The organism is Rhodoferax aquaticus (assembly GCF_006974105.1).
Taxonomy (GTDB): Bacteria; Pseudomonadota; Gammaproteobacteria; order Burkholderiales; family Burkholderiaceae_C; genus Allorhodoferax; species Allorhodoferax aquaticus_A.
The window spans coordinates 1,174,261-1,199,705 of record NZ_CP036282.1; the positions used below are offsets into that span (position 1 = coordinate 1,174,261).

Genomic DNA, 25,445 nt, shown 5'->3' on the forward strand with positions numbered 1-25,445 from the left:
GGGCATGGTGATGCTGCCTACCCAAGCTGCTTGCGCTGTGGCGGGCGTTGCGGTTTACTGGGATTTTGAAAACCTGCACGCCAGTCTGTCCGAAGCCAAGTGGGGCGAGGGCAGCTACGGCAAGCCTGATGGGCGCTTTAAGCTGCAAGATCCATTGATCGATGTGCAGGCTGTGGTGGATCTGGCGGCAGCCTACGGGCCCATCGCAGTGCACCGGGCCTACTGCAACTGGCAGTTCTTTGGCCGCTACCGCGATGCGCTCTTGCAGGCGGGCATGGATCTGGTGCAGCTGTTTCCCCCTGGGGCCTCAGCCAAAAACGGGGCCGATATTCGCTTGTGCCTGGATGTGGTCGGTGACCTCGCTCGTTTCCCGCATATCGGGACCGTGCTGGTTGTGAGCGGCGACAGCGATTTCATGCCCTTGGCCCAAAGCGTCAAGGCGACCGGGCGCACCCTGATTGGCATTGGTGCTCGCAAAACCACCAACCGCCACTGGGCGCACAGCTGCCATGGTTTCTCGTACTACGAAGACTTGATGGAAGCCAGCGCCAACGCCGCGCAACGCTTTGCCGATGACCCGGCCATCCAGCGTGTGGCCCGTGCGCTGACGGTGCTGAGTGAAATGCACGGGCAAGCTTGGGTGGCCATCGCGGAGGTGGTTTCCTGGTTGCGCCGTCAAGAGCCCAGTTTCTCCCCGGTGGAGCAAGGCTATCCCACCTTGGCGGCTTGGCTAGAGGCGGTGCCGGATGTGGTGGAACTGCATGCCGATGCATCTGGGATGTGGGTCCGTTTGCGCTGATTTCTTAGGCAAATTGGCCTGTGGTGCTCATGCCTATTGCGTGACTAGCTACACAAATCGTAGCGTTTCCCAAAACCAATTTTGGCTCATCGCACGGCGTTTTGCGCGCCTGTGCGTTTGCGTCTGCACGGGCAAAAACTTATGTTTCGAGGGTTTACACCGGGTTGGCATGTGCTTTCATGTTCGTAAAATTACTTCAAATGTTCATAAAACTACATTGAATATTTGTAAAATTACAAACTCGGGCAATGCGTGGAGTTTGTAGTGGGTACACAAAGGCCACTTGGGGTGGTCTACGTGGGCTTTTATTAAACGTGCCTCTTAGGAGAAAACCATGAAGACAAGTACACCACAGCGGTGGTCGACGACTAAAAAAGTGCTGCTTTCCAGTATGTTGAGCGCTGCTGCGCTGGGCGTTTCCGCCAAAGAGTTGACCTTTTGGTCGATGTGGAATGAACCTGAGCCGCAAGCCAAGGCTTTGCGCTCCGTGATGGCGGCTTACACCAAAGCGCATCCCGATGTAACTTTCAAGGTGGTTTGGAATGGTCGCCAAAACCAAACCAAGTTGCGCGGCGCTTTGCAAGCTGGCACCAAGGTGGACTTTATGGACCAAGACGGTGACCAGTTGTACGGTGGCCTGCAAGCCGCTGGTGCGGGACTGGAAATCACCAAAGACCTAGACAAAGCCTTTAAAGACAGCTTGCTACCCGGTGCATTGGATCTCTATGCCAACAACGGCAAGGTGTATTCCGTGCCGTATGTCTACAACACCGTCAACTTTTGGTACAACCGCGACCTCATGAAAAAGGCAGGTGCCACACCGCCTAAAACGTGGGATGAGTTGCTCAATCTGTGCGCTGCCGTTCAGAAGGTCGGTAAGAGCGCTTTGGTGATTGAAGGCAATGTGTCGGACTACAACATGCTGTACTTCTCACACCTGTTGGAGCGCACCTATGGCGCCAACAGCATGGCGAAGTTGTTTGAAGACAAAACGGGCAACGGCTGGACACAAGCAGGTGTGCTGGAAGCCGCCCAAATGACGCGGACCTTGTGGGACAAAGGCTGCATCTCCAAAGATGCCCGCGGTTTTCAGTACCCTGCTGGACAGCAAACCATTGCCTTGGGTGACACCTTGGGCGAGTTAGTCGGCTCTTGGCTGCCAACGGAGCTGAGCGAGAGCGCCGGTAAGGACTTCCCATGGAGTGCCTTTAACTTCCCGACTGTCAAAAACGGAAAAGGTAAGCAAACGGACTTGCAAGTGGCTTTGCTTTCCATGATGGTGTTAAAGACGGCTCCGAATCCTAAAGAGGCCGTGGACTTCATCAAGTTTGTGGCTGGCGAACAAGCGCAAAAAATCTTGGTGGCTGAAGGGCAAATTGGTTCCACGCGCAAAGGTGTGGCGTGGCCCGCCGTCTTGGCAGATGCTGAGAAGTCGGCCCGCGAAGCCACGGCCTTGTCCAACTTTGGGGGCGGTTTGAAAATGGTGTACCCCGAGTTCACCGCGACCGTGCTGGCACCTGAGTTCAACAAGATGTTCTTGGGCGAGGGAACACCTCAGCAATTGGTTGCCACTCTGGCAGCCAAGACCAAAGACTTCTGGGCCAACAAAAAGTAAGACTGCAGGTCAGCTGCGACACAAGCCTAATTGCATCGCAATGCACGGGGCTTGTGTCTCAGCCTTCAGAAGTTTTCGCCTGGAAAGTGTTTCTTCCTAACTAAGGAGTCGTGAGTGATTAGGCCTCGCATGGTTATCTCGTTTCTAGCGCCCGCACTGTTGCTATACCTCGGCTTGCTAGTGTTTCCGTCATTGCAGGCCTTTTACATCAGCTTGTTTAAAACCTCGGGCTTCTCCGACACCATGCAATGGGTGGGGCTGGACAACTACATCGCTCTGTGGAATGACAAAGTGTTTTGGTTGTCTTTACTCAATATGGTGCTGATCTTGGTGGTTGGCGGTGCCTGCGTGTTTGGCTTGGCCTTTGTGTTCACCATGCTCCTTAGCTCTGGGTTGTGGGGCAAAAAACTTTTCCGTGCGCTGATTTTTATGCCCAACGTGATTGCTGTGACAGCGATCACCACCTTCTGGTCTTTTGTGTTCATGCCGCGCTACGGCCTGCTCACCAATGTGCTCAAGAGCGTAGGCCTGGATAGCTTGGCTTCTGTGTCGTGGACCGCTCCAGAGAATGTGTTTTGGTCCATGTTGGTGGGGCTGGTTTGGATTTCCAGTGGCTTCTTCACCATCTTGATTTTGGCTGGGGCCGACAAAGTGCCTACCGACATGTTTGAGGCTGCGCGCCTAGAAGGCGCTAGCCAATTGCAAATCTTTCGCTTTATTACCGTTCCCATGATTTGGGATGTGATTGTGATCACGATGGTCTTGTGGTGCATACAAGCTATCAAGATCATGGAGTTTCCTTACGCTTTTGGCGGGCCCAATATTTCGCAAGACGTGTACACGCCCGCCATCTATCTCTACATCATGGGGTTTGGTCAGCGTGACCCGGTTTACGCCTTGGGCTATGCAACCGCGATTGGGGTTGCTATGTTCGCCGTCACCATTGCGGCGGTGCTCGCCATGCGGGCTTGTCTCAAGCGCGAACCTTTGGAGTTTTAAGCATGCAGCCAGCATCTTCATCGTCCCGCAGCACCTCGCTCAAGCGTGGCATAGGGCGCGCCTTCACCTACGCGACGGTAGGCGCTTGGTCGCTATTCACCGTATTTTTTGTGGTGTGGATTGTGATTGCCTCACTCAAGAAAACCCGCGACCTGTTCAGTGAGCCCTGGAGCCTGCCGCTCAAGCCGGTGTGGGGCAACTACGTCAAGACGTGGGTGAGCAGCCATTTTGGGGACTACTTCTTGAACAGCTTGTGGGTGGTGTCCATTTCGGTTTGCATGTTGTTGGTGGTCTGTGTGCCAGCGGCCTATGTCTTGGCGCGTGCTCGCTTTCGGGGGCGTGAGGCACTGGCCAACTTCTTCATTTTGGGCATGGGTGTCCCCATTCCACTTTTGTTTGTGCCGCTGGTCGTGATCATGACCACATTGCGCATGGGCGATAGCCTGTCGGGCTTGTCCGTGGTGTACGTGGCTTTGTCAGTGCCATTCACCATCTATGTTCTCATGGGGTTTTTTGCATCCTTGCCGGGGGAAATCGAGTCGGCCGCCATCATTGACGGATGCTCAGACTTTCAAACGTTTTGGCATGTGATGATGCCCTTGGCGATGCCAGGCATTGCCACGGTAGCCATCCTCAATTTCGTGGGCTTGTGGAACGAATACCAGCTCTCATTGGTGCTCATTAACAGCCCGGAGAACCGCACGCTGTCGCTGGGCATTTACTCACTCATCTCATCGATGCAGTATTCGGGGGGCGATTGGCCGGGCCTGTTTGCCGGCATCACCATCGTTATGGTGCCCACCATCATCATGTTTGTGGCAATGTCAGAGCGCATGATTAGCGGCATCACCATGGGGGGCGTCAAGTGAGCAGCAACCACACCCACGTGCGGTGGACGACGTGCACTATGCCCATGTCGCACTTGGGCTCGCCCAACCCGCTGCCGCATTTTGCGCACCAGCAACCGATACAAAGCAAGCCCACGCCGCCGAATCGGGGGCTCAATGCGCAAGAGTCCAGTCGCGGCTTCGCGTGGGGCGCAGACTCCATCTTGCCGTACCAGGTCTTAGACCAATACGATCGTGCGCAGACGGTGGGTGAGCTCCGTGTGTTGGAGATCAGCAATGGCCGTTTAACGGCTTTAGTGGCTCCCCACTTGGGGGGTCGCTTGCTCAGCTTGCGTGACGAAGCTGCCGGACGCGATCTTTTGTTTACAAACCCAGTGTTTCAGCCAGCCAATCTGGGCGCATTGAATGCCTGGTTTTCAGGTGGTGTGGAGTGGAATGGGCTGATCCCAGGCCACACCCCAGTGAGCTGCTCGGCAGTGTTTGCGGGCGTCGTACAGACGGAGCGCGGACCGGTGCTGCGTGTGTATGAGTTTGACCGCATTGTCGAAGCCACTTGGCAAATAGACCTGTACCTGCCCGCTGACGATGACCGCCTCTTTGTGCATGGGCGCATTGTGAATGCCGATGCCTTGGATAAAGAAGCCTATTGGTGGACCAATATGGCCGTTCCTGCCACTCCCGGTATGCGGGTGCTCAGTCCCGCTGACTACGCCATTGAGCATGTATTACCGGGCAACCAATTGGAACGCTTTGCGTTTCCCGACCCCGCGCGCTTTGACGGGTCCTACCCTGAGCGTTGGGTCGATGCGACCTCGGTGTTTTTTCGCACGCAAGAGCCGCAACCCTTGTGGATTGCAGCCTTAGATGCACAAGGCACAGGCCTCGCGCAGGTCGCAACGCCGCATATGCAAGGACGTAAGTTCTTCTACTTTGGCACCGGCTCCGGAGGCCAGCAGTGGATGGACTTCTTGTCGCAGCCACAGCGCGGCAACTATGTGGAAATTCAAAGTGGCATGACGCCCACCCAGAATCAGCGCTTTGCATTGCCTGCGCACAGCGAAGTGCATTGGACCGAGGCTTATGCCTGCGTGCAACTGGAGCCAGAATGGGCGCACCAAGCGGATTACCAAGGTGCGTGCCGCGCCGCGGGCGAGGTGGTGCACGCCCGCATAGGCCCCGATGAACTGGCCGAGATTGACACGTTCTTGCGTGCAGTGTCTAGCCAAGCGCTGACCCAGCGTCTGCACGCAGGTGCGTCATGGGGTATGCGCCATGAACAGCTGACCCAGAGCGCGCTGGCGCAGGGCTTGGACTTTGGTGTGCGCACGCCCATGCAAGGCATGGACCCCTGGGACGAACTCTTGCACACGGGTCGCTTCAGTGCGGCTAGCCTGGAATCAGTCCCTGCAACCTGGGCCATGTCCCCGCGTTGGTGTGCCGCTTTGGAGCACAGTGCGGCCCTGTATGGCAGCACGTGGTTGCATGCCCTGGCGCTGGGCTTGGCCGCCCAGAATCGAGGCGATATGGCGCAAGCGCGTGCGTGGGTGGAGCGCAGCCTAGCGCTTAAGCCCACGTGGCTGGCGTATCGCCAAAGCGCCTTGTTGGCGCCCAACGCCTGCACGCGGGAAATGGCGTATCTGGTCGCCTGGCGGCTGCCAGGTGCGCCTGCTGCCTTGGCGGTTGAAATCGTCCATGTTTTGCTGCAAGCCGGGCGCATGGATGCTGCACGTGCCTTTGTTGACGAGCTGCCGCCGAACGTTCGCGCGCTGGAGCGCATCCACACGGCGCAAGCGCAGTTGGCGGCCCATGCGCAAGACTGGCCGCTGCTGGCACGCCTGCTAGACCACCCGTTTGCCACTGTGCGCGAAGGTGAAACTTTGCTAGACACCTTGTGGACGACCTTGCACCAAGGTCTGTGCAAAGCCCATTGGGGCGAGTGCTGGACTCCCGCTGCATGGCAAGCTTGGCAAGCCCAATACCCGGTGCCTGCGCACCTCAACTTTCGCATGCAAGGTGCCAATGTGCATCTTGCAACCCCCTCTGATTCGGAGCATTCCCCCCATGGCTAGCGTTGAACTGCAAAACATCCACAAGTCGTACGGTAACGTCGAAATCATCAAATCGGTCAGCCTGCAGGTGCAAGAGGGCGAGTTCATTGTGCTCGTGGGCCCTTCGGGCTGCGGCAAGTCCACACTGCTGCGCTCTATTGCAGGCTTAGAACCCATCACCAGGGGCAAGCTCCTGATCGATGGACAAGACCTCACCCACGCCGACCCTGTCGCCCGTGGGGTGGCCATGGTGTTTCAGTCGTATGCCTTGTACCCCCATATGACTGTGGCGCAAAACATCGGGTTTGGCTTGAAGATCGCTGGCGAACGCAAAGAGGCTATTGACGCACGGGTGCGTGAAGTCGCAGATATCTTGCACTTGGGCGCACTCTTGGAGCGCAAACCTAAAGCCCTGTCTGGCGGCCAACGCCAGCGTGTCGCCATTGGCAGAGCATTGGCGCGCAAGCCCCGTATTTTCTTGTTTGATGAGCCCTTGTCCAACTTGGACGCGTCTTTGCGTGCTGAGATGCGGGTGGAGTTGGCCAAGTTGCACCAAGAGTTGGGCAACACCATGATTTACGTGACCCACGACCAGGTCGAGGCCATGACCTTGGCCACCCGCATGGTCGTGATGCAGGGGGGCGTGGTCGAGCAAGTGGGCACACCGCTTGAGCTGTTTAACAAGCCTGCAACGCGCTTTGTTGCGGGCTTTCTTGGACAGCCGCCTATGAACTTTATTCGCGTGGAGTCCTGTGCTTGCAGCCCTGCGAGCAGCGACTTGTTGCTGGCCGGGGGCTACCGCTTGACCTTGGATGCGCGTGTCAACCCCGTCGGCACCCCCGTGCACGAATTGGGCGTGCGCCCAGAAGACTTTCAGCTCAGTTCCGATGCACAGGCCTTGGCACTTGCCGTGGAGGTGATTGAGCAGTTGGGCAGTGACACCATTGTGTACGGGCATTTGGTCGATGGGCAGCGCATCACCGTGCGCTTGCAAGGACAGGCACAGTTCCACGCAGGGCAGCGCATCGGTGTGGTGCCTGTGAGTGCCCGTGTCATCGCGTTCGATGCACAGGGCCACAATCTGGCCATGCATGCAGCCCCAACGCATGGCTAGCTCCGCAAGTTCCAACACTGTGCCAACAAAGACGTCTATGACCTCAAACCGCCCCAGCCATTCATTGATCGAAACCATCACTGCGGAACTGGCCACCACGAGTACGGCCTTTAAGCGCGTCAGCACCTACTTGCTCAAGGCGCCCGGGGACTTTATGCACAAGTCCATCCAAGAGATTTCGAGCGCAGCGCAGGTGAGCGAGCCTACGGTGCTGCGCTACAGCCGCCACTTTGGCTACAAAGGCATTCCAGAGTTTCGCATCGCGTTAGCCATGTCTTTGGTGGACCAGGCCAACGCACAAGCGGCCAGCCAGCAATTTGTAGAGCCCAATGTGGCCGACAAAGCCGTGGTCAACCGAGACTTGAAACTAGCCATTGGCAGAGCCGCTGTGCAGTTGTTAGAGCCGGACCGCGCCATTATTTTGGACTCTGGCTCTACCACGGCGATCTTTGCGCGCCAGTTGCGCAGCGTGGCGGGACGCACTATTTTGACGACGGGTTTGAATGTGGTGGAGGCTCTGTGGGGCGCTGAGCAGCACACGCTCATGCTGCCTGCCGGAACGCTGCGTTTTGAGTCCAAATCTTTGAGTGGCCGGATGGTGGAAACCACCTTGCAAAACATGCGCTTTGATACCGGTTACTTTGGTGCCGACAGTATTGATCCAGAGGCCGGACTCAGCACCTTTAATGAGGCAGAAGCCCACCAAGGCGCTGCCATGATGGGGGCGTGCACGCGGGTTGTGGTGCTGGCCGACTCCAGCAAGTTCAAGTCGCCCGCGTTGCACCGTATTTGCGCCCTCGATCGCATCCACACCATCGTCACCGACACCGGTCTTCCCCTTGAAATTGCCAACGCCTTGATCGCGCGGGGCACACACGTCATTCGCGTTGACCCCGCGCCAGCTACCGCCTAAAACTATGAACCGTACATCCACGCCTTCGGCTGACAGCAGCCAAAACGATAGCCAGTTTGACCCACTTGCCGCCATGCAGCAGTGGCACACCTACCGGGAAATCCATGCCCAACCCAGGGTGTGGAGCGCTTGGGCTGCGCAATTGGCGCAGCAATTGCCCGCGTTGCAGGGGTGGCTGAAAGACGCAGACTATGCGGCGGTATGGTTTTGTGGGGCCGGGACCTCCGCCTTCATCGGTGAGGCATTGGCTAGCTACCTCAATCCCCGCAGTGCCACGCCTCGCTACCGGGCGGTTGCCACCACGGATGTGGTGGCCCAGCCCTACCACGCCTTGCAGACTGCTGGCAAGCTGCTGGTGGTGTCGTTCGGGCGCAGTGGCAACAGCTCGGAAAGCCTGGGCACCTTGGATGCGCTAGACGCATTGGCGCCCCATGCAGACCGCTTGCACATTACCTGCAATGCCACAGGGGCTTTGGCTCTGCGCAGCGTGCCTGGGCCCGGCGTTTTACGCACCGTGGTGCTGCCTGCTGAGACGGACGATGCAGGCTTTGCCATGACGTCAAGCTACACCACCATGCTGCTCACCGCTTTGGCGTGTTTTGATGCGCAGCCACCGCTGCCCGTGCAGCAGCTTTTGCCCGCTCTGGCGCAAGCTGCGCAAGCGCTGCTGGACGGCATGCCCGCTTGGGCGGAAAAAAATGCACACACCCGCCCGTCCCGTGCCGTGTTTTTGGGCAGTGGGCCCTTGCTTGCGGCGGCCCGCGAAAGCGCCTTGAAAGTGCTGGAGCTTACGGCGGGTGAAGTGGCCACCTTGTGGGACTCCACCTTGGGGTTTCGCCATGGCCCCAAGGCGTTTGTCAATGCGAATACGCGGGTGCATGTGCTGGTGTCGTCTGACCCTCACACCCAGCGTTACGACCTGGATGTGGTGCACGAAATTCGCCGCCAGTTTGGCCCCAGTGCGGTTTGCACCATAGGGCCGGATCAAGCCCAGTGTGACGTGGTCGTGCCGGTGGTGGGCAACGATGGCTGGAGCGTGGTGCTGTATGTGCTGTTTGCCCAGTACATGGCTATGCACTGGTCCCATGCGATGGGGCTCCAGGTGGATAACCCCTTCACCAGCGGCAACCTGACCCGCGTGGTCAGCGGTGTAACGCTGTACCCCGTGCACGCGGTATAGGCCGGGAGTTCACTGCATGCTAGGTGCCATTGACTTAGGCGGGACCAAAATCGAGGCTTGCGTGTTTGACCCGCAGCTGCAAGCGCTGCAGCGCCAGCGTAGAGCTACGCCCCATGGCTCTTATGCCGAACTGCTCGATGCCATCGTCCAGCAGTGCCTGTGGTTACAAACCCAAGCGGGCAATGCGCAGTTGCCCATAGGCATTGGGATACCGGGTCTCATAGACCGCCGCTCTGGCTTGTCAACAACCGCCAACCTCGCGGCCATGGGGCGCCCCCTGCAAGCAGACTTGAGTGCGCGACTTGGGCGGCACATTGCGGTAGAGAACGACTGCAAATGCTTTGCGTTGTCGGAGGCCCAAGGTGGCGCGGGGCAAGGGCACGGCGTGGTGTTCGGTTTGATACTGGGCACCGGTGTAGGTGGTGGTGTGTGTACCCAAGGGGAACTCATGCTGCACCACAATGGTCTTAGCGGTGAAGTCGGGCACATCGCCTTGCCCGCGCAATGTGTTGCGCAGTGGGGGCTGCCGGTTATTCGCTGCGGCTGCGGGCGTACTGGTTGCTATGAGACCTATGTGTCTGGCCCCGGCATGACCCGGCTGTGCAAGCACCTCACCGGGCAGGCACTGAGTGCCCCCGAGATTGTGCAAGGCAATGCGCATGGCGACCCACTGCTGCAAAGCGTCTTTGGGGTGTGGGTGTCCTTGCTCTGTGAGCTGCTCCACACCGTGCAGCTGGTGGTAGACCCAGACTGCGTGGTGTTTGGTGGCGGGCTCTCGCGCATACCTGCGCTGGCCGAGCACGTGGCGCGTGCCTTCCCCTCACACCAACTCTCAGGCCTGCGTGCACCGCACTTCACCAGCGCCACATTTGGCGACAGCAGTGGCGTGCGGGGAGCCGCCATCTTGGCGCAACGCCTCATCTCTTCCTAAGAAATTGCCATGCAAACCCTTCTCGACATAAACCACCGTAACCGCAGCAACCCCGACGCGCTGGCTAGCATGCCATCGGTCTGTTCTGCACATCCGCAAGTCTTATTGGCCGCCTTGTTATTGGCCAAGGAGACACACCGTCCGCTGCTGGTAGAGGCTACGAGCAACCAAGTGAACCAGTTTGGCGGTTACACCGGTATGCAAGCGGCTGACTTCATTGCCTACGTCTATGGCATTTGCGAAAGCCATGGCGTGGAGCGCACGCTGGTACTTTTTGGGGGGGACCATTTGGGCCCCCAGGCTTGGCGTGACCAAGATGCCCACGCTGCCATGGGCCATGCCAGTGCCTTGGTTGCCTCTTATGTGAAGGCTGGCTTCAGCAAAATCCACTTGGATTGCTCTGAGGGCTGTGCGGGAGAGCCGGGCCAGGTCGGCGATACCGTCAGCGCCGAACGCGCTGCGCAACTTGCCCAAGTGTGCGAAGAAGCAAGCAGTGAGACAAGCAGCCTCAGCTATGTAGTGGGAACTGAGGTGCCACCCCCAGGGGGTGCCCGCGCTGAAGACGGCTCTATGCTGGTGGTGCCCACCTCCGCAGACAGCGCCCGTAAGACCATCGCTGCGCATGCGCAGGCCTTTGCCCAGCGTGGCCTGCAATCCGCTTGGACCCGTGTGGCGGCATTGGTGGTGCAGCCGGGCTTGGAGTTTGCGCCTGACCACGTGCATCACTTTGATCTCGCTTCGCCGGATTGGCTGTCGCAGGTACTGGTGCCTTACCCGCAACTCGCGTTTGAAGCCCACTCCACCGACTACCAAAAACCAGCGGTATTTGCAGAGTTGGCGCGGCGGCACTTCACGGTACTCAAAGTTGGCCCTGCGCTCACGTTTGCTTACCGCCAAGCGGTGTATGCCTTGGACGCGCTTGCCCATTGGCTGGCGCCGAACAGCACGCGAGCCAGAGTGCCGCAGGTTATGGAGCAGTTGATGTTGGCGGAACCACGGCACTGGCACAAGCACTACAGCGGCGATGCCCATGCGGTGTACCTGCTGCGTCACTTCAGCTATGCCGACCGTGTGCGCTACTACTGGGGCCAACCCGCTGCCAGCCGCGCGGTGGAGCAGCTCATGCAACTCTTGGCGTCAATGCCTGCGCCCTTGGGGCCGCTCATGGAGCAGCACTTTGCATCTGATGTCTTGGAGTCAAGCCAAGCCCTGCAAGCCCAAGGGTTTGCGTGGGCCCAGGCCTTGGTTTTGGCGCAAGTACAAGCAGCGCTGCGACCCTACCTGGTGGCCAAGCCCGTTGCCTGAGCGTATGCACGGCGACCTCTCTACACTGCGGCCTGCGTTTGATTGGCGTCACACCCCTGCGTGGTGTGTACATGCCCCTCAGGTCTTTGATGGCCAAGCGTTCTTGCCGGACACGGCAGTCACCGTGAGGCAGGGTCGTATTGCGGCCATAGGCCCCCTGCAAGCGCCCATGAACGTGGGCTTGCCGGTGTGGCACACGGCGGGCACCGTCGCGCCTGGCCTCTTTGACATTCAGGTCAATGGGGGGGCAGGGCGCATGTTCAACAACACACCCGATGCCCCCACGTTGCGCCACATTGGAGATGCGCTTGCCCGGGCGGGTACCACCGCCTGGTTGCCCACCTTCATTACCGACACGCCAGAGCGCATGGCACTGGCAGCACAGGCCATACAGGCCGTGTATGGCCGCCATGGCGTGGTCGGTGTGCATTTTGAAGGCCCCCATATCAGCGTGCAACGCCGTGGTGCCCATTTGGAGCAACGCATTCACCCGCTCAGCGAGGCGACTCTGGATCTGCTGGCGGGCTTGCGAGCCCACAACATCCCGGTGCTGCTGACCCTTGCGCCTGAAATGCAGCGCCCCGGCAGCATTGCCCGCTTGTGCGCGATGGGGGTTGTTGTCTCCTTGGGTCACACGGCGGCTACCTCTGCACAGGTGAACGCTGCCTTGGCCGAAGGGGCTACTTGTTTTACCCATTTGTTCAACGGCATGACCCCCATGGGCTCGCGCGAGCCTGGCGTGGTGGGGGCGGCGCTGGACAGCACGGCGTGGTGCGGCGTGATTGCCGATGGCCACCATGTGGCTGATGCAGTGTTGCGCATTGCTATTCGCGCACGGCCGCGCGCTGACCGCACGGTGCTGGTTTCAGACGCGATGGCCACCACACACGGGCCTTCGGAGTTTTCGCTGTATGGCGAGACCATACGCGTGGTGGACGGCAAACTGGTCAACCAGGCGGGGTCGCTAGCGGGGGCCCACATTGACCTGGCCACATCCGTACACAGGCTGATTGGCCAAGTGGGCATAGAGCCTGAGCAGGCCTTGCGCATGGCGACCCACAATCCCGCAGAACTGATGGGCCTGACCGATACCGTAGGCCATTTGCGTCTGGGCATGCCTGCCAACCTGGTGCTGTTCGATCCCCAATGGCATCTGCTGGCCAGTATGGATAGTTCTGAATAGAAAAAGGCCTCTCGCGCGCATGGATACTGCCTAGACAGCTATGTAAAATATAGCGTCTAGCGGGCGCTGTCCGAGCGCTCTGTGGGGTCGCAGCGTGCGGCCCGGTGTATGGAGGTTTTCTGGTGTTCAAACGCATGGTGTCTGTGCTGCTGTGCTCTGCAGCGCTACAACTCCACGCCGCACCCGCAACGCCACCTGTGCACCACTATGTGTTTTTTATCCTAGAGCGCGCTGGCATCCAAAAGCCCTGGTTCGCGCGCTCCAAGGTGTTTGAGGGGGCGCAACTGAAGTACACGTGGCGCTCCTTGGAGCCGCGGCCTGGGGAGTACGACTTTGCGGCGATTGACCAAGACCTGGCCACACTTAGCGCCCAAGGCAAGCGCCTGTTCTTGCAAATCCAAGATGTGTCTTTCAGTGAAGACATCGTCAATGTGCCGGAGTACCTGCGCACCGACCCTGCGTTTCATGGGGGGGTGGACCGGCAGTACGAGTTTGCCAACGACAAAGACGCCAAGCCCAAGTTAGGCGGCTGGGTGGCCCGGCGCTGGGACAGCGCGGTGGCCGAGCGCTTTGCCAAACTCTTGGCCGCACTCGGTGCAGGGTACGACGGGCGCGTTGAGGGCATCACCCTGCCCGATATTCTCGACTTTGCCCAGCAAACACTGGGTGCCAGCTACATCTTTTGGTACCCCGAAGAACCTTACTTCACGCGGGAGGTGTTGCCCGCCCTGCAGGGGCAAGGCGCTACCGCGGTGTCTCGCTAAATCGGCTAACTGCGGTGGTACACGGGCGCAGTTTGGAGCGTGGGCTGGTGCCCATGGAATAAGCGCAAGCAGCTATTAAAAATATAGCTTTTCTCTGTGGGCGGTGCGCACCCTGCCTGTGCCACTGCACTAGGCCTCGTTCACCATGTCGGCAATGGTTTGTTGAATGGTTTTCAGACCCACGCGCAGGCTGGCCATGTCGGCCAAACCCATGCTCAAGCGGATGGCGTGCGGTACCGCACTGCTCGTGGCAAAGGCCTCAGAGGTCGCCACCAATATGTTGCGCTGCGACAACCTTCCCGCCAATTGGTCGGCCCGCACGTTGGTGGGCAGCATGATCCAGGCGAAATAGGAGTTGGGGTTGCCAATCACGTGCAGACCTTCCAGCATAGTGTGCGCCAGTGCCTGAAGTTCTGCAGCGTGGGCGCGCTTTTCGGCCTCAAAGCGCAGCACCGTGCCGTCTTCCAGCCAGCGCCCGCACAGTGCGGTGATCAGTGTGGAGTTGCTGATCGCGAGCGCGCGCAGGGTTTGGTCCAAGGCTGCGAGATGTTGCGGTGGTGTGACCACGTATCCAAAGCGAATGCCTCCCCCCATGGGTTTGCTCAAGCCCGATACGTAGACCGTGCGCTCGGGCGCTAGTTCGCGCAAAGGCGTAGGCGCGTCTTCCACTAAGAATGCATAGCTTCCGTCTTCAATGATCAGCAGCTTGTGCTTGCGTGCGAGCGCCACCAACCGGGTGCGCGCCGCTAGCCCCATGACCCAGCCCATGGGGTTGTGCAGCGTAGGCATGGTGAAGATGGCCTTAACGGGGCGTTCCCGCAGCAGGCGCTCCAAGGCGCTGAGGTTGGGGCCTTGTGGCGTCATGGGAATGGCCACCAAATCCAAGCGGTGTGTTTGGGCCAAGCCAATGAAGCCGGGGTAGGTAAGCGCGTCTACCGCCACCACGTCGCCTGGGCGCAGCAAGGCCATCACGGTGAGTGCCAAGCCCTGCTGCGCGCCGTTGACGATCACTACATCTGCCGCATGTGCGTTGAGACCGCGCTGCTTTAGGTACTGGGCCAACAATCGACGCTCCGCCTGCCGACCCTGGGCAGGCTGGGGTGCAATCAGGCTGTGCATGTCGCCGCCAGTGGCAAGTTCACGCAGTGCGTGGCGCAAGGCATCGGCCTGCGCGGGTAGCTGGGGGTAGGTAAAAGCCAAGTCCAACACGCCCGAGCGCGCATGGTCATGGGTTTGCCAATAGCCTGGCGGCACATGCAGGTCGCGCACATAGGTGCCTCGGCCTGTTTCACCAATCACCAAGCCCATGTTCTCAAGCTCTGCATAGACCTTGGTGGCCGTCGCCAGTGCAATGCCATAGTCCTGCGCCAAGACCCGGTGCGTGGGCAAGCGCATGCCAGAGGGCCAGGTGCCCTGGCGGATGTTCTTGGCAAACTCATCAACCAAGGTCTTGTAGCGCGGTGCAGGCATGTGGGTTTGTATCTATGACAATTAAAAAATTGTAATGCAAAGAGGCTTTAAGCTTGTGGGTAAGCCCTATCCAAGACACTGCACAGAACGCCTGCGCAGCTGATGCTTGGTACTGGGGCAGCACTATGCACGCCGCTTTTTGAGAGAACGCTATATGGAACTACTACCTTTGCAACTTGTCTTGTCACTCGCCATGTTTGCGTTTGTGACATCCATCACACCTGGCCCCAACAACATGATGCTGCTGGCCTCCGGTGTGAACCATGGATTTGCGGGTTCGCTGCGCCTACTCTTTGGCATTGAGTTTGGTTTCTTCATCCTGCTGTCCGCTGTCGGCTTGGGGCTTGGAGAGTTGTTTGTGGCCCTTCCCATGGCCCACACGGCCATGAAATGGTTGGGTGTGGCGTACATGCTGTATCTGGCCTGGGGTTTGGCCCACAGCGCGGGCTCTGGGGCCGAGGGCGACGGTGGCAAGACCCTGGGGTTTTGGGGGGCGGTAGCGTTTCAGTGGATCAACCCCAAGGCATGGATCATGGCCATTGGCTATTTCAGCACCTATGTCCCTGCGGGCAAGGGCCCCATCTACTTGGTGGGCATGGCGGCATTGTTTGCCATAGTGGGTTTGCCCTGTTGTGCAGCGTGGGCACTCATGGGCCAGCACCTGCGCCGTTACTTGGCCGATGCGAAGCAGCGCCAAGTGTTCAACTGGGTGATGGCGGTGCTCTTGGTCTTGTCCATCATTCCAGCGCTGCTCTGATGGCTTTTTGCCCGCATTGCGCAGCCCAGGGGGCATCCCACCCCCGGCCTCGATAATGCGTGCTCATCCGTTTAACCTTTGCTTCTATGACAACCCCATCGCAACCCGCGCTCAGCTATCGCATCGCCACTGCGGCTGACGCCCCTGCCATTGCAGACCTGGTCAATAGCGCCTACCGGGGCGACTCCAGCCGCCAAGGCTGGACTACGGAAGCTGACTTGCTGGAGGGCTCACGTACCTCTGCGCATGAGGTGAGCGGACTCATTGCAGCCCCAGACTCCGTGGTCTACCTCTGCTTTGCAGACGCTGAAGCGGCGACGGGCGCACCCTCCGAGTTGGTCGGTTGCGTGAACTTGGCCAAGAAGGGCGATGGCGCCTACCTCGGCATGTTTGTCGTCAAACCTACGCTGCAAGGTGGCGGCTTGGGCAAGCGCTTCATGCAAGAGGCCGAGCGCTATGCCCAAGCGCTTTGGAATGTGCAGAAAATGTGGATGACCGTCATCACCGTGCGCCATGAGTTGATTGCCTTCTACGAGCGCCGTGGCTACCGCCGCACCGGCCGTGTGCACCCTTTCCCCGCAAACAACGGCAAAGAAACCATGCTGGTGGAAAACCTGATGTTTGAAGAGTTCGAGAAGGTGCTTCCCCAAGCTTGAGGTTTGCGGCTCAGCCTGCAGTTTGTGGGAGCTTGACCTAAGGCATTGCAGCGCAAGGCGGGCAGTGCTAGCCTGTGGCGCATGAATTGGTTTACCGTCTTGAAAGGCTCTCAGCGCTCGGCCAGTGGCTTGGAGTGGCAGATTTGGCGCAAACTGCCGCTCATCGCCTTGCTGGGTAGTGTGTTGCCCGCTTTGCTGTGGCTGGGCCTAGACCTGTGGCTCGATGCTGCAAGCCATGCGAAAGACGCCCGGTTCCTGTCGACAGCGGGCTACGTGGCCGTGGGCGCCGTAGTGTTTCATTTGACCATGGTGCTCACCGTGGGCATAGGGTGTTGGGTGGTCATGGTCATGAAAGGCCCGGGCTACGTGGCAGATGCCTATCCTGTGCCGCACCGCGACAGGCCGAGTGGCAGCGATTCGGAGACCTCAGACAGCTCGGCTTAGGACCTCTCTGCAGTTAGCACTCAGCATGCACGCCCTAGGTCTTGGCAGTGCGCCCCGCAATCGTGAAGCCCGTGGTGTTGCCCTCTATTGGACTGGCATCGACCCACGCACCCTCCTTGCATAAGTCATGGACCAACTGATGCGTCAACTGCGCTACCGCAGTGGCCGCGGTGGAAATGGGGATGTGCTTGGACGCACACAAGCTCACTACGCGCTGGAGCGTGGGCAAAACGACTGGAATGGCCTTGAGCGTCCCCGCATCTAAATCGGCGCGCAGCGGCATGACGGGCAGCAGCGTGTGGCCCATACCCGCGAGCAAGGTGGTCCGCAAGATGCTGATAGAACTGATGTCCGCCACCACATGGGGCGGTGGGTAAGCACGCTTGCGCGCAGCCGCTTCAATGGTGGGGCGCACACCATGCGGGTCCGCGGGCAAGATGAGGGGCAATGCCAGCGCCTTTTTGAGGGTGATGGACTTCGCCACGCGCAAGGCCGGTGACTGGGTGGAGCCAATGAGGCTTAAGCGCTCGCTCAGCAGCGCTAGCGTGGTGAACTCATCCAAGTGCCCATCGTCAAACAGCACCGCCAAGTTCAAAACTCCAGTGCGTAACTGCGGGATCAAGTTGCCGGTGAGCTCCTCTGTAAGTTCTAGCTCCACCTTGGGCAGACGCTGGCGCACCGCCTGCAAGAGTGGCAGGGCCAGCGCGTTCGAGACACTGTGGGGAATGCCAAACACCACTTTGCCAGACGGTTCCCCCAAAGCACTGCGCACGCTGGAGCGGGCATCTTCGGTCTGACGCAAGATGGAAATAGCATGCGCCAAAAAAACGCGCCCTGGTTCGGTGAGCTCCACGCCCCGGCGTGTGCGTAGCAGCAGTTGCACCCCCAGTTCGTCTTCTAGCTGGGCGAGTTGGTGGCTCAGGGCCGACTGGGCCACGAACACCTTGTCAGCGGCTTTAGAGAAAGCGCCGTGTTCGGCAATGGCGACAAAGTAGCGAAGTTGACGTAATTCCATGGGAGGTGCCCTGGGTGCAAGGTGTTGGTGCCTTGAATTATCCATCTTGAATCCAGATGGAAGTAGATGAATTCAGTATTTGTCAGATGGTTAATGGCGTGCTGAAATACCTAGGCCTTCAAGCAGTTTCACCCAAGGCCTACAGGTCTTGGGGCGTGGCAGACCTTGCCCACATACGCTGCCGCAGGCGCTTCTTACCGGAAGTGCAATGACAGAGCCGCAAGCGCGCCGACCACCCACCATGGTGCGCTTGCGGGTCGCCTAGGCGACTGAAGTCAGATCCTTGTGCGGGTTTCTCTCGGGGCGCACAACACTGCGCCCCATCTAAGATGAAACGCGCGGGCCGCGTCGGCCCACAACTCCTCATTTCCGCTCATGTATCCACACAAACAGCTGCGTTTGCGGCTTCTTCTATGCCTAGTAGCGACACTGCTGTCCGCGTGCACCCAAGGCCCCGAGCCTGATCTCATTTTTCACGGTGGCCCGGTGCTGACCGTGAACGCCAAAGATGAGGTTGTATCTGCCTTGGCAGTGCGAGATGGCGTAGTTCAGGCTGTGGGTTCAGACGCTGAAATCATGGCCTTGCGAGGAGCGCGCACCGAAGTGATTGACCTCCAGGGCAAGGCGCTGATGCCTGGTTTTGTGGGGGCCCATGAGCACCCGACGCTCAGTGCTGTTTTCAATGGCGCGGTGGACTTGTCTGGCTTTACCCACCCCACCAACGCGTCGGTGTGGCAAGGCTTTCGGGATGCCGTTGCAAAAGCACCCAAAGGCAACTGGGTGTATGCAGGTGGCCTAGACCCCATTTTGACCCCCGACTTGCGCATACCCAGCCGCAAGGAATTGGACGCACTCGCGCCCGATAACCCTGTGGTGTTGGTGTCGCAAACCTTGCACTCGTTTTGGGCTAACTCCAAAGCGTTTGAGTTGGCAGGCATTGATCGCAATACGCCTGATCCTGGGCATGGAGCCTACTACCAACGTGATGCACAAGGGGAGTTAACAGGCTTTGTTGCCGAAACGCGTGCTGCGGTGCCGCTGATGAAAGAGCTCAAGTCGCCGCTGCGCTTGTATGGGCGCTACGTAGATGTGCTCGATGGTTTGCTGGCCCATGGTTTTACCTCCGTTGCATCGTTGGGTTACAACGTGCCGCCCCTGATGGCACGGGTGGCCGCCTCCCACCAGTTGCAGCCACGCATCCGGCAGTTTTTCTATTTGGTGGAGAATGAGCTCCAATATTTGCCCACAGCACCAGACACTAGCAATCCGTTTTTCCGTGTCCTTGGCGTCAAGCTGTGGCATGACGGCTCTCCCTATACCGGCAGCATGTACAGCAGCGTTCCTTACTTGGACACGCCTTTGGGGCGTACCCTAGGGATTGCCCCGGGGAGCCATGGCGAGGCCATGTTGACCGAGCCGATGTTGGTTGAAAAGCTCAAGCGCTACACGGCACAGGGCTGGCAGGTCGCCATTCATAGCCAAGGCGATCAATCTAATCGAGACGTGTTGCAGGCCATTGCCGCAGCCGGCCCACTCGGGGGGCAAGCGCCTACAGTGCGCATGGAACATGGTGTGATGTTGCCCTTAGACGGTGTGCAGCGCATGGCAGCTTTGGGCGTAACGCCGTCCTTCCACATCCACCATATCCGTTACTACGGGGATGCCTTGGCCCACTCCATCATCGGTCTGCTCGCTGCGCAGCAAACCTTGCCGGTGCGTGCCGCTTTTGAGCAAGGCTTGCAACCCACTTTGCATGCGGATAGCCCGATGTTCCCACCCAAGGGTTTTGCACTCATGCAAACTGCCATGAACCGTGCCACCAGCAGCGGTGCCAAACTCAATGCCACCCAAAGCATTGATGTGCAGCAAGCCCTGCGCGCCATGACGATCCATGGGGCGTATCAGCTTCGCTTGGCCACTGAAACCGGTAGCTTAGAGCCGGGCAAGTGGGCTGATCTTCAAGTGGTCACACGCAACCCATACAAAGAGCCTGTTGAATCTTTAGCCACGATTGCGACAGAGCAGGTGTATGTTGGCGGCAAGTTGAAATACACGGCAGCGCCGGGACCTTAGCCCCACATGTGCTGCGCCATGATGGGCACTTGGTGCGCGTCGTACAGCTGCACTAGGCGTACCTTGTGGGCAGTGCCTCAACGCAGCCATGGGTGATTTGCACATCGTCGGGTGAGACCGCTAGGCCCACGGCCAGCGCCCGCTTGGCAAGCACGGCACGCAGCAGGGCATTGCCTCTGGGCTGCGCTGCGGTCACCATGGACAAGCTGGTGCGCCTGGGGGGGCGCACAAAGTAGCCCGAGCGCGGCGCGCTTCTAACCAACCCTCGCTCTCCAAGTGGCGGCTCAGTTGCATGGCGGGCGACGTGTGGTGCTGCTCCAGCCATGACTGCTACACGCTTTCAAGTGCCGAAGGCTGTATGGCGCAACGGTGGGGGCGGACCATTCGTTGCACGAAGCGCTGGCTTGGTCACACGATCGTTTCCTGCGCATGGCCAGCGCGGTTTTTGGAAGAAATTAAGTCCAAAACAGACCGAGATATACCCCGCAGCTTTTCGATTCAAAAGCGATGGCTTATTTGACGCTATTGATTCCACTTGCGGTCATTTTTCGCGATGAAGGAGCCAGACAGAGCGTCCATGCTTCCTATGATTTTGGTAGCAACTTACGCTTGATGCATAAGGCCCACAGCCAAAAAAGATCCATAAAGTGGGTATTGCACCCTTAAATGGGCGATTACACCAAATGGGCGCGGGGCATAGTGTGGGGAAACCCTCCGTACCTAAGATGACAGAAAACCGCATCTATGTCACCCAGCCGCATCTGCCACCGCTAGAGGAGTTTATTCCCTACTTGGAGCAGATCTGGAGCAGCAAAGTTCTCACCAACTGCGGGCCATTCCACCAGCAATTCGAACAAGCGCTGTGCGAATACTTGGGCGTTAAACACATCAGCCTATTCACCAATGGCACCATCGCACTGGTAACGGCCCTGCAAACTTTGCGCATTTCCGGCGAGGTGATTACTACTCCGTATTCTTTCGTAGCAACCGCCCATTCCTTACTTTGGAACAGCATCAAACCGGTGTTTGTCGATATTGACCCGGTAACCCTCAACCTGGACCCCGATCGCATTGAAGCGGCCATTACCCCAAGAACGACTGCAATCATGCCGGTGCACTGTTACGGTCATGCTTGCGATGTGGAACGCATACAGAAGATTGCGGACAACTATGGGCTCAAGGTGATTTATGACGCGGCCCATGCATTTGGTGTCCAGTGCCAGCATGGCAGCGTGTTGCGATACGGAGATCTGTCGGTTTTGAGCTTTCACGCGACCAAAGTGTTCAATACCTTTGAGGGGGGCGCTATCGTCTGCCCCGATGCAAAAACCAAGAAACGCATCGATCAGTTGAAAAACTTTGGCTTTGTCAACGACACCACAGTCATTGCTCCCGGAATTAACGGCAAGATGAGTGAAATCAATGCGGCCCTGGGCTTGTTACAACTGAAGGGGATTGATGCTGCCATCCAAAAACGCGGCGTTATCGACCAGACCTACCGTGACGGATTGACTCCAATCAAAGGCATACGCTGCGTGCCGGATGCCGCTGAAACTGTAGGAAACTACGCTTACTTCCCGATTCAGGTGGGCCCGGAATACCCAATGACAAGGGACGGATTATTTCAAAAACTGCACGATCACGGCATCATTGCACGACGCTACTTTCACCCACTGATCAGTGAATTTCCCATGTACCGCGGATTGCCGTCATCCGCAGCCGCTAATCTACCAGCGGCCTCCAAAGTGGCACGCGAGGTTATTTGTCTGCCGATTTACCCAAACTTACCACCCGAGCAGGTTGAGTTCATTGTGAGCCTCATCGCAAATCAAATAACGTGAAGCCAATCACTATGCCAGCATCACCCTTGGTGAACTACAACCAGAGAGAAACCACAACACTGGTTTTCCCAGCAACGCACCTTGACGGACTGGAATTTATTGAGTCGGCCCAACAGCAAGGCATCAAAGTGGTTGCAGCCACATCGGAATGGGATGCTGATGTAGCCCAAAGAGTGGGGGACTTGATGACCCTGCCCTATATTTATGACGAACGCTTCCCAGCCTGCTTTCTCGAATTGGTTAGCGCGCAAAACATTGACCAGGTCTATTGCCCCGTGTCATCTGTCTACATCTGGCTCAATAACTTCATCCAATCGAGAGGTGTGCCAATTGCGCTGTTAGGAGAGTCTCCAACCCAAAAGGAAGTTCAACGCCATGAGAAATTGCTGAAAAAAGTCGATTTACACCGAACTTTTATTGACCAATGCTCCGATGGCGCCTGCAATATGCGCAATATCGAAGTGGCTGCAGTTCTACGTATGGCTGCAGATATTTATGGTGAATCCAATGAGCAGAAGATTGCGGCAATGATGGCCATCTTCTCCAGCGTCCCCAAAGGGGATGTTATCGAAATTGGCTCACTCGCTGGAAAATCTGCCGCGGTGCTCGCGCTCATGGCACGCAGGCACAACATTGGAAATATCCTGTCAGTAGACTCGTGGCAGTGGGAAGCAGGTACGCAGCATGACTCACCGGAAAATGTGAGTGTCAGCATGGCCAATGCATGGGACCTCAACGTTGTCCACGATATCTTTACCGTCAATTTATTCCCGATTGGCGTTGGTGTATTCAATTACATCCACAATGAATCTGCCCAGGCATTTGAGATCTACCGAAGAGATCTCAGCGTGTACAGCGCCACATTCGGTCGCACTGATTACACAGGCAAGATCGCGCTCATCCATATTGACGCAAACCATGACTACGTCAAAGTCAAACTAGATTGCGACCTATGGTTGCAAATGCTGGCTCCGGATGGATGGCTGATTCTGGATGACTACCTGTGGGCCCACGGCGATGGTCCATACCGGATGGGCAATGAACTACTGGCACAACGTAGCGATACTATTGAGCGCGCGTTTGTGTGCGGCAAAGCATTGTTCATAAAGTTCAACTCGGCCAAAAACTAACACCATGCCAAAAGTGCTCTTGGTGGATACGAATTTTTCGTCCACTCCCATCCACGATTACTTGTTGCAAAGTGGCTACGATGTTTATGTCTGTGGTGGCAACCCGCTAGATTCCCTGGCGAAGTCGTGCAAGAACTACATCAACATTGATTATTCAGATACAGAGGCGATGCATGCCCTGGTCAAAACAATGAAATTTGATTTTGTAGTTCCCGGATGCAACGATCGCTCTTATCGCGCCTGCGCAAACTTGGTTGGCGACATGTATTTCGGCTTGGATTCCGCTGAAACCGAGCAAATCATCAACAACAAAGAACTGTTCAGGGCCTTTGCACTTGAGCATGGGTTGTCCGTTCCCCGTGTCGTTGCATCACCCCTCACACAAGACATTTGGCCTTTGATAGTCAAACCGGTCGATGCATACAGCGGGAGAGGAATGTCAATTATTTCCACATCCGAACAGCACAAGCTTCAAAACGCCATCACAAAAGCGGAAACATTTTCAAATACAAACACCTGCATCATTGAAGAGTTCGTACAAGGGCAACTCTATAGCCATTCCGCCTTTTTAAGGAATGGCGACTTCCAAGCCGAATTCATCGTGGAAGAACACGGCACTGCCAATCCATTTGTGGTGGATACAAGTTGGGTCGTGCATGATTTCCCAGAAAAAATGCTGGAAAAAGTCCGGGCAGACATTCTCAGAATGGCAAAAGAGTTGCGCCTGACGGATGGCTTAATACATACGCAGTTTATTGCCAATGACTCGTCATTCTGGTTAATCGAGGTAACACGGCGATGCCCAGGTGATCTTTATAGCAAGCTGATAGAAAGTAGCACAGGGTTTAAGTACATCGAAGCTTACGTGGCACCATTTTTAAATCAGAATTTTTTCGCCGATAAGCAAAAACATCAATATGTCAACATATTACGGCACACCATTTCCCAGTCCGAAGAAAAAATATTCAATTCTATTCAATTTAATACACAGTTAAGAATCAATGCGTACATACCGTTGTGTATGCCAGGCGATAGAGTGAAGGCCAGTCCTTTCGGAAGGATTGGTCTTCTGTTTGCCCAAGTATCTGAACAGCAGGCGTTTCTCGCATTGCAGCAGAAAGTCCTTAGCCGAGATATCTATACGCTTCATTAGGAAATGACTCCATGCGCACACTCCGTGGTCAAACCCAAGGTCCTGTCAGGTTAGCCGTTGTCGGACCGGGCTTAATGGGAAAACGGCATATTGAGCTCATCGCAGCCAATGCCCAGTGTGAACTCGTCAGCATAGTCGCGCCAGAGCATGCATCGCATGAACAATTCGCCCATCAACTCGGGATTCCCCTGTACCACAGTATCGAAGCAATGCTGCAATCCACCGCTCTGGATGGCGTCATTATTTCCTCCCCCAATGTTTTCCATGCTGCACAAGCGGCACTTTGCATTCATGCCGGCATTCCTGTTCTAGTGGAAAAGCCTATCAGTCACTCGGTTGAATCTGCAAGCCAACTTGTTGAGTTGGCAGATAAAAAAAATGCCAAGGTATTGATAGGCCACCACCGCGCGCACAGTCCCCTATTGGCTGCAGCGCGGGACATCATCCAGAGCAAGGAGCTGGGAAATGTAGTCGGCATTATGGGAAGTGCGCTTTTTTACAAGCCATCTAGCTATTTTGAGGCTGGACCTTGGCGCCGTGAGATTGGTGGCGGCCCTATTTTGATCAACTTGATCCATGAAGTAGGGAATTTCCGGTCACTGTGCGGAGAAATTACTGCGGTGCAAGCCATCACATCTTCCGCCATTCGGAAATTTCCCGTCGAAGATACGGTGGCCATCAATTTTCAGTTTGCCAGTGGGGCGCTCGGCACCTTCCTTTTGTCGGATACCGCCGCGTCCAGCAGGAGCTGGGAACACACATCGCAGGAGAACAAAAGCTACCCTGCGACTGAAAATGGGGAGTGCTATCTGGTGACCGGGACGCGCGGATCGTTGTCTATTCCCAATATGCAACTTAGCTACTATGAAGGTGAACGCACTTGGTGGACACCACTTCAGCAAAAAATATGGCCCGTTGAAAGGCAAGATCCTCTCGAATGCCAGTTAAACCACTTTATTAAAATCATCCAGGGATGGGAGAATCCACTTGTCACCGCAAGAGATGGCTTTGAAAATCTCAGAATTACTGAGGCTATAAAAGAGTCTTCATTAAGCCAAAAGATGGTTCAACTGAGTTAAAAATACCTACATATGCAAGTTTCATGAATATGTAATTGAAAATACTGGAGCACTAATCGCTGTGAATGAAAGTCTATTTGGCGACTTGCCAAATCTTTATCTTGTCGTTGCGACAATTGAGGCTATTT

At 57.1% G+C, this 25,445-nt stretch carries 23 protein-coding genes; 20 read left to right on the forward strand and 3 right to left on the reverse strand.

The genetic code is table 11. The annotated features are described in order from the left end of the window. Positions 1-10 precede the first annotated feature (10 nt). The 12 genes from EXZ61_RS05550 (at position 11) to EXZ61_RS05605 (ending at position 13,699) form a co-directional block, all read left to right on the forward strand. The gene (locus EXZ61_RS05550) at positions 11-799 is read left to right on the forward strand and encodes an NYN domain-containing protein (protein ID WP_142809798.1); all 789 of its coding nucleotides are present in this window, start codon (positions 11-13) and stop codon (positions 797-799) included. A gap of 334 nt (positions 800-1,133) precedes the next feature. Continuing rightward, complete coding sequence (locus EXZ61_RS05555) at positions 1,134-2,414, forward strand: ABC transporter substrate-binding protein (protein WP_142809801.1); 1,281 nt, start codon at positions 1,134-1,136, stop codon at positions 2,412-2,414. A gap of 129 nt (positions 2,415-2,543) precedes the next feature. After that, positions 2,544-3,413 (forward strand): carbohydrate ABC transporter permease, encoded by an 870-nt coding sequence (locus EXZ61_RS05560; RefSeq protein WP_142809802.1) that lies wholly within the window; start codon positions 2,544-2,546, stop codon positions 3,411-3,413. 2 nt (positions 3,414-3,415) lie between these two features. Beyond that, positions 3,416-4,282 (forward strand): carbohydrate ABC transporter permease, encoded by an 867-nt coding sequence (locus tag EXZ61_RS05565; protein WP_142809804.1) that lies wholly within the window; start codon positions 3,416-3,418, stop codon positions 4,280-4,282. A gap of 38 nt (positions 4,283-4,320) precedes the next feature. Beyond that, entirely contained in the window at positions 4,321-6,330 is a 2,010-nt protein-coding gene (locus EXZ61_RS05570; RefSeq protein WP_142809806.1) for a DUF5107 domain-containing protein, read from the forward strand. Then, positions 6,323-7,423 carry an ABC transporter ATP-binding protein gene (locus EXZ61_RS05575; RefSeq protein ID WP_142809809.1) on the forward strand — a complete coding sequence of 367 codons (1,101 nt, stop codon included), beginning with the start codon at positions 6,323-6,325 and terminating at the stop codon, positions 7,421-7,423. Before EXZ61_RS05570 ends, EXZ61_RS05575 begins: the two co-directional genes overlap by 8 nt. Before the next feature lie 37 nt (positions 7,424-7,460). Next, positions 7,461-8,336 carry a transcriptional regulator gene (locus EXZ61_RS05580; RefSeq protein WP_168224708.1) on the forward strand — a complete coding sequence of 292 codons (876 nt, stop codon included), beginning with the start codon at positions 7,461-7,463 and terminating at the stop codon, positions 8,334-8,336. A 4-nt stretch (positions 8,337-8,340) separates the two neighbouring features. Beyond that, a complete protein-coding gene (locus EXZ61_RS05585; RefSeq protein WP_142809813.1) occupies positions 8,341-9,516 on the forward strand; it encodes an AgaS family sugar isomerase in 1,176 nt (391 codons plus the stop codon). A gap of 16 nt (positions 9,517-9,532) precedes the next feature. Beyond that, positions 9,533-10,447, forward strand: a complete 915-nt coding sequence (locus EXZ61_RS05590) for an ROK family protein (RefSeq protein WP_142809815.1) — start codon at positions 9,533-9,535, stop codon at positions 10,445-10,447. Positions 10,448-10,456: 9 nt separating this feature from the next. Then, complete coding sequence (locus EXZ61_RS05595) at positions 10,457-11,752, forward strand: class II D-tagatose-bisphosphate aldolase, non-catalytic subunit (protein ID WP_142809817.1); 1,296 nt, start codon at positions 10,457-10,459, stop codon at positions 11,750-11,752. 4 nt (positions 11,753-11,756) lie between these two features. Then, the gene (gene nagA / locus EXZ61_RS05600; protein WP_168224709.1) at positions 11,757-12,935 is read left to right on the forward strand and encodes an N-acetylglucosamine-6-phosphate deacetylase; all 1,179 of its coding nucleotides are present in this window, start codon (positions 11,757-11,759) and stop codon (positions 12,933-12,935) included. Between the two features lie 122 nt (positions 12,936-13,057). Next, on the forward strand, positions 13,058-13,699 hold the full coding sequence (locus EXZ61_RS05605; RefSeq protein ID WP_142809821.1) for a hypothetical protein: 642 nt from the start codon (positions 13,058-13,060) through the stop codon (positions 13,697-13,699). 129 nt (positions 13,700-13,828) lie between these two features. On the opposite strand, the gene EXZ61_RS05610 is transcribed toward EXZ61_RS05605, so the two are convergent. Further along, positions 13,829-15,169 (reverse strand): aminotransferase-like domain-containing protein, encoded by a 1,341-nt coding sequence (locus EXZ61_RS05610; protein ID WP_142809823.1) that lies wholly within the window; start codon positions 15,167-15,169, stop codon positions 13,829-13,831. 154 nt (positions 15,170-15,323) lie between these two features. On the opposite strand from EXZ61_RS05610, the gene EXZ61_RS05615 reads away from it, so the two are divergent. The 3 genes from EXZ61_RS05615 (at position 15,324) to EXZ61_RS05625 (ending at position 17,026) form a co-directional block, all read left to right on the forward strand. Further along, positions 15,324-15,926 (forward strand): LysE family translocator, encoded by a 603-nt coding sequence (locus tag EXZ61_RS05615; RefSeq protein ID WP_142809825.1) that lies wholly within the window; start codon positions 15,324-15,326, stop codon positions 15,924-15,926. Between the two features lie 86 nt (positions 15,927-16,012). Then, the gene (locus EXZ61_RS05620) at positions 16,013-16,582 is read left to right on the forward strand and encodes a GNAT family N-acetyltransferase (RefSeq protein ID WP_142809827.1); all 570 of its coding nucleotides are present in this window, start codon (positions 16,013-16,015) and stop codon (positions 16,580-16,582) included. 81 nt (positions 16,583-16,663) lie between these two features. Further along, positions 16,664-17,026 (forward strand): hypothetical protein, encoded by a 363-nt coding sequence (locus tag EXZ61_RS05625; RefSeq protein WP_142809829.1) that lies wholly within the window; start codon positions 16,664-16,666, stop codon positions 17,024-17,026. A gap of 34 nt (positions 17,027-17,060) precedes the next feature. Here EXZ61_RS05625 and EXZ61_RS05630 read toward each other — a convergent pair whose 3' ends face one another. Beyond that, positions 17,061-18,041: a LysR substrate-binding domain-containing protein gene (locus tag EXZ61_RS05630; protein ID WP_142809831.1), complete on the reverse strand. Its 981-nt coding sequence runs from the start codon at positions 18,039-18,041 to the stop codon at positions 17,061-17,063. Between the two features lie 375 nt (positions 18,042-18,416). On the opposite strand from EXZ61_RS05630, the gene EXZ61_RS05635 reads away from it, so the two are divergent. Next, positions 18,417-20,114 (forward strand): amidohydrolase, encoded by a 1,698-nt coding sequence (locus tag EXZ61_RS05635; RefSeq protein WP_142809833.1) that lies wholly within the window; start codon positions 18,417-18,419, stop codon positions 20,112-20,114. Positions 20,115-20,166: 52 nt separating this feature from the next. Here the strand turns inward: EXZ61_RS05635 and EXZ61_RS05640 are convergent, their stop codons facing one another. Beyond that, on the reverse strand, positions 20,167-20,376 hold the full coding sequence (locus tag EXZ61_RS05640) for a hypothetical protein (RefSeq protein WP_142809835.1): 210 nt from the start codon (positions 20,374-20,376) through the stop codon (positions 20,167-20,169). 463 nt (positions 20,377-20,839) lie between these two features. On the opposite strand from EXZ61_RS05640, the gene EXZ61_RS05645 reads away from it, so the two are divergent. Genes EXZ61_RS05645 through EXZ61_RS05660 form a run of 4 tightly spaced genes read left to right on the forward strand, consistent with a single transcriptional unit; the run spans position 20,840 to position 25,317 of the window. Beyond that, positions 20,840-21,955: a DegT/DnrJ/EryC1/StrS family aminotransferase gene (locus tag EXZ61_RS05645; protein ID WP_142809837.1), complete on the forward strand. Its 1,116-nt coding sequence runs from the start codon at positions 20,840-20,842 to the stop codon at positions 21,953-21,955. An 11-nt stretch (positions 21,956-21,966) separates the two neighbouring features. Beyond that, positions 21,967-23,085 (forward strand): class I SAM-dependent methyltransferase, encoded by a 1,119-nt coding sequence (locus EXZ61_RS05650; RefSeq protein WP_142809838.1) that lies wholly within the window; start codon positions 21,967-21,969, stop codon positions 23,083-23,085. Positions 23,086-23,089: 4 nt separating this feature from the next. Further along, a complete protein-coding gene (locus EXZ61_RS05655; RefSeq protein ID WP_142809841.1) occupies positions 23,090-24,238 on the forward strand; it encodes an ATP-grasp domain-containing protein in 1,149 nt (382 codons plus the stop codon). A gap of 11 nt (positions 24,239-24,249) precedes the next feature. Next, positions 24,250-25,317, forward strand: a complete 1,068-nt coding sequence (locus tag EXZ61_RS05660) for a Gfo/Idh/MocA family protein (protein ID WP_142809843.1) — start codon at positions 24,250-24,252, stop codon at positions 25,315-25,317. Positions 25,318-25,445 lie beyond the last annotated feature (128 nt).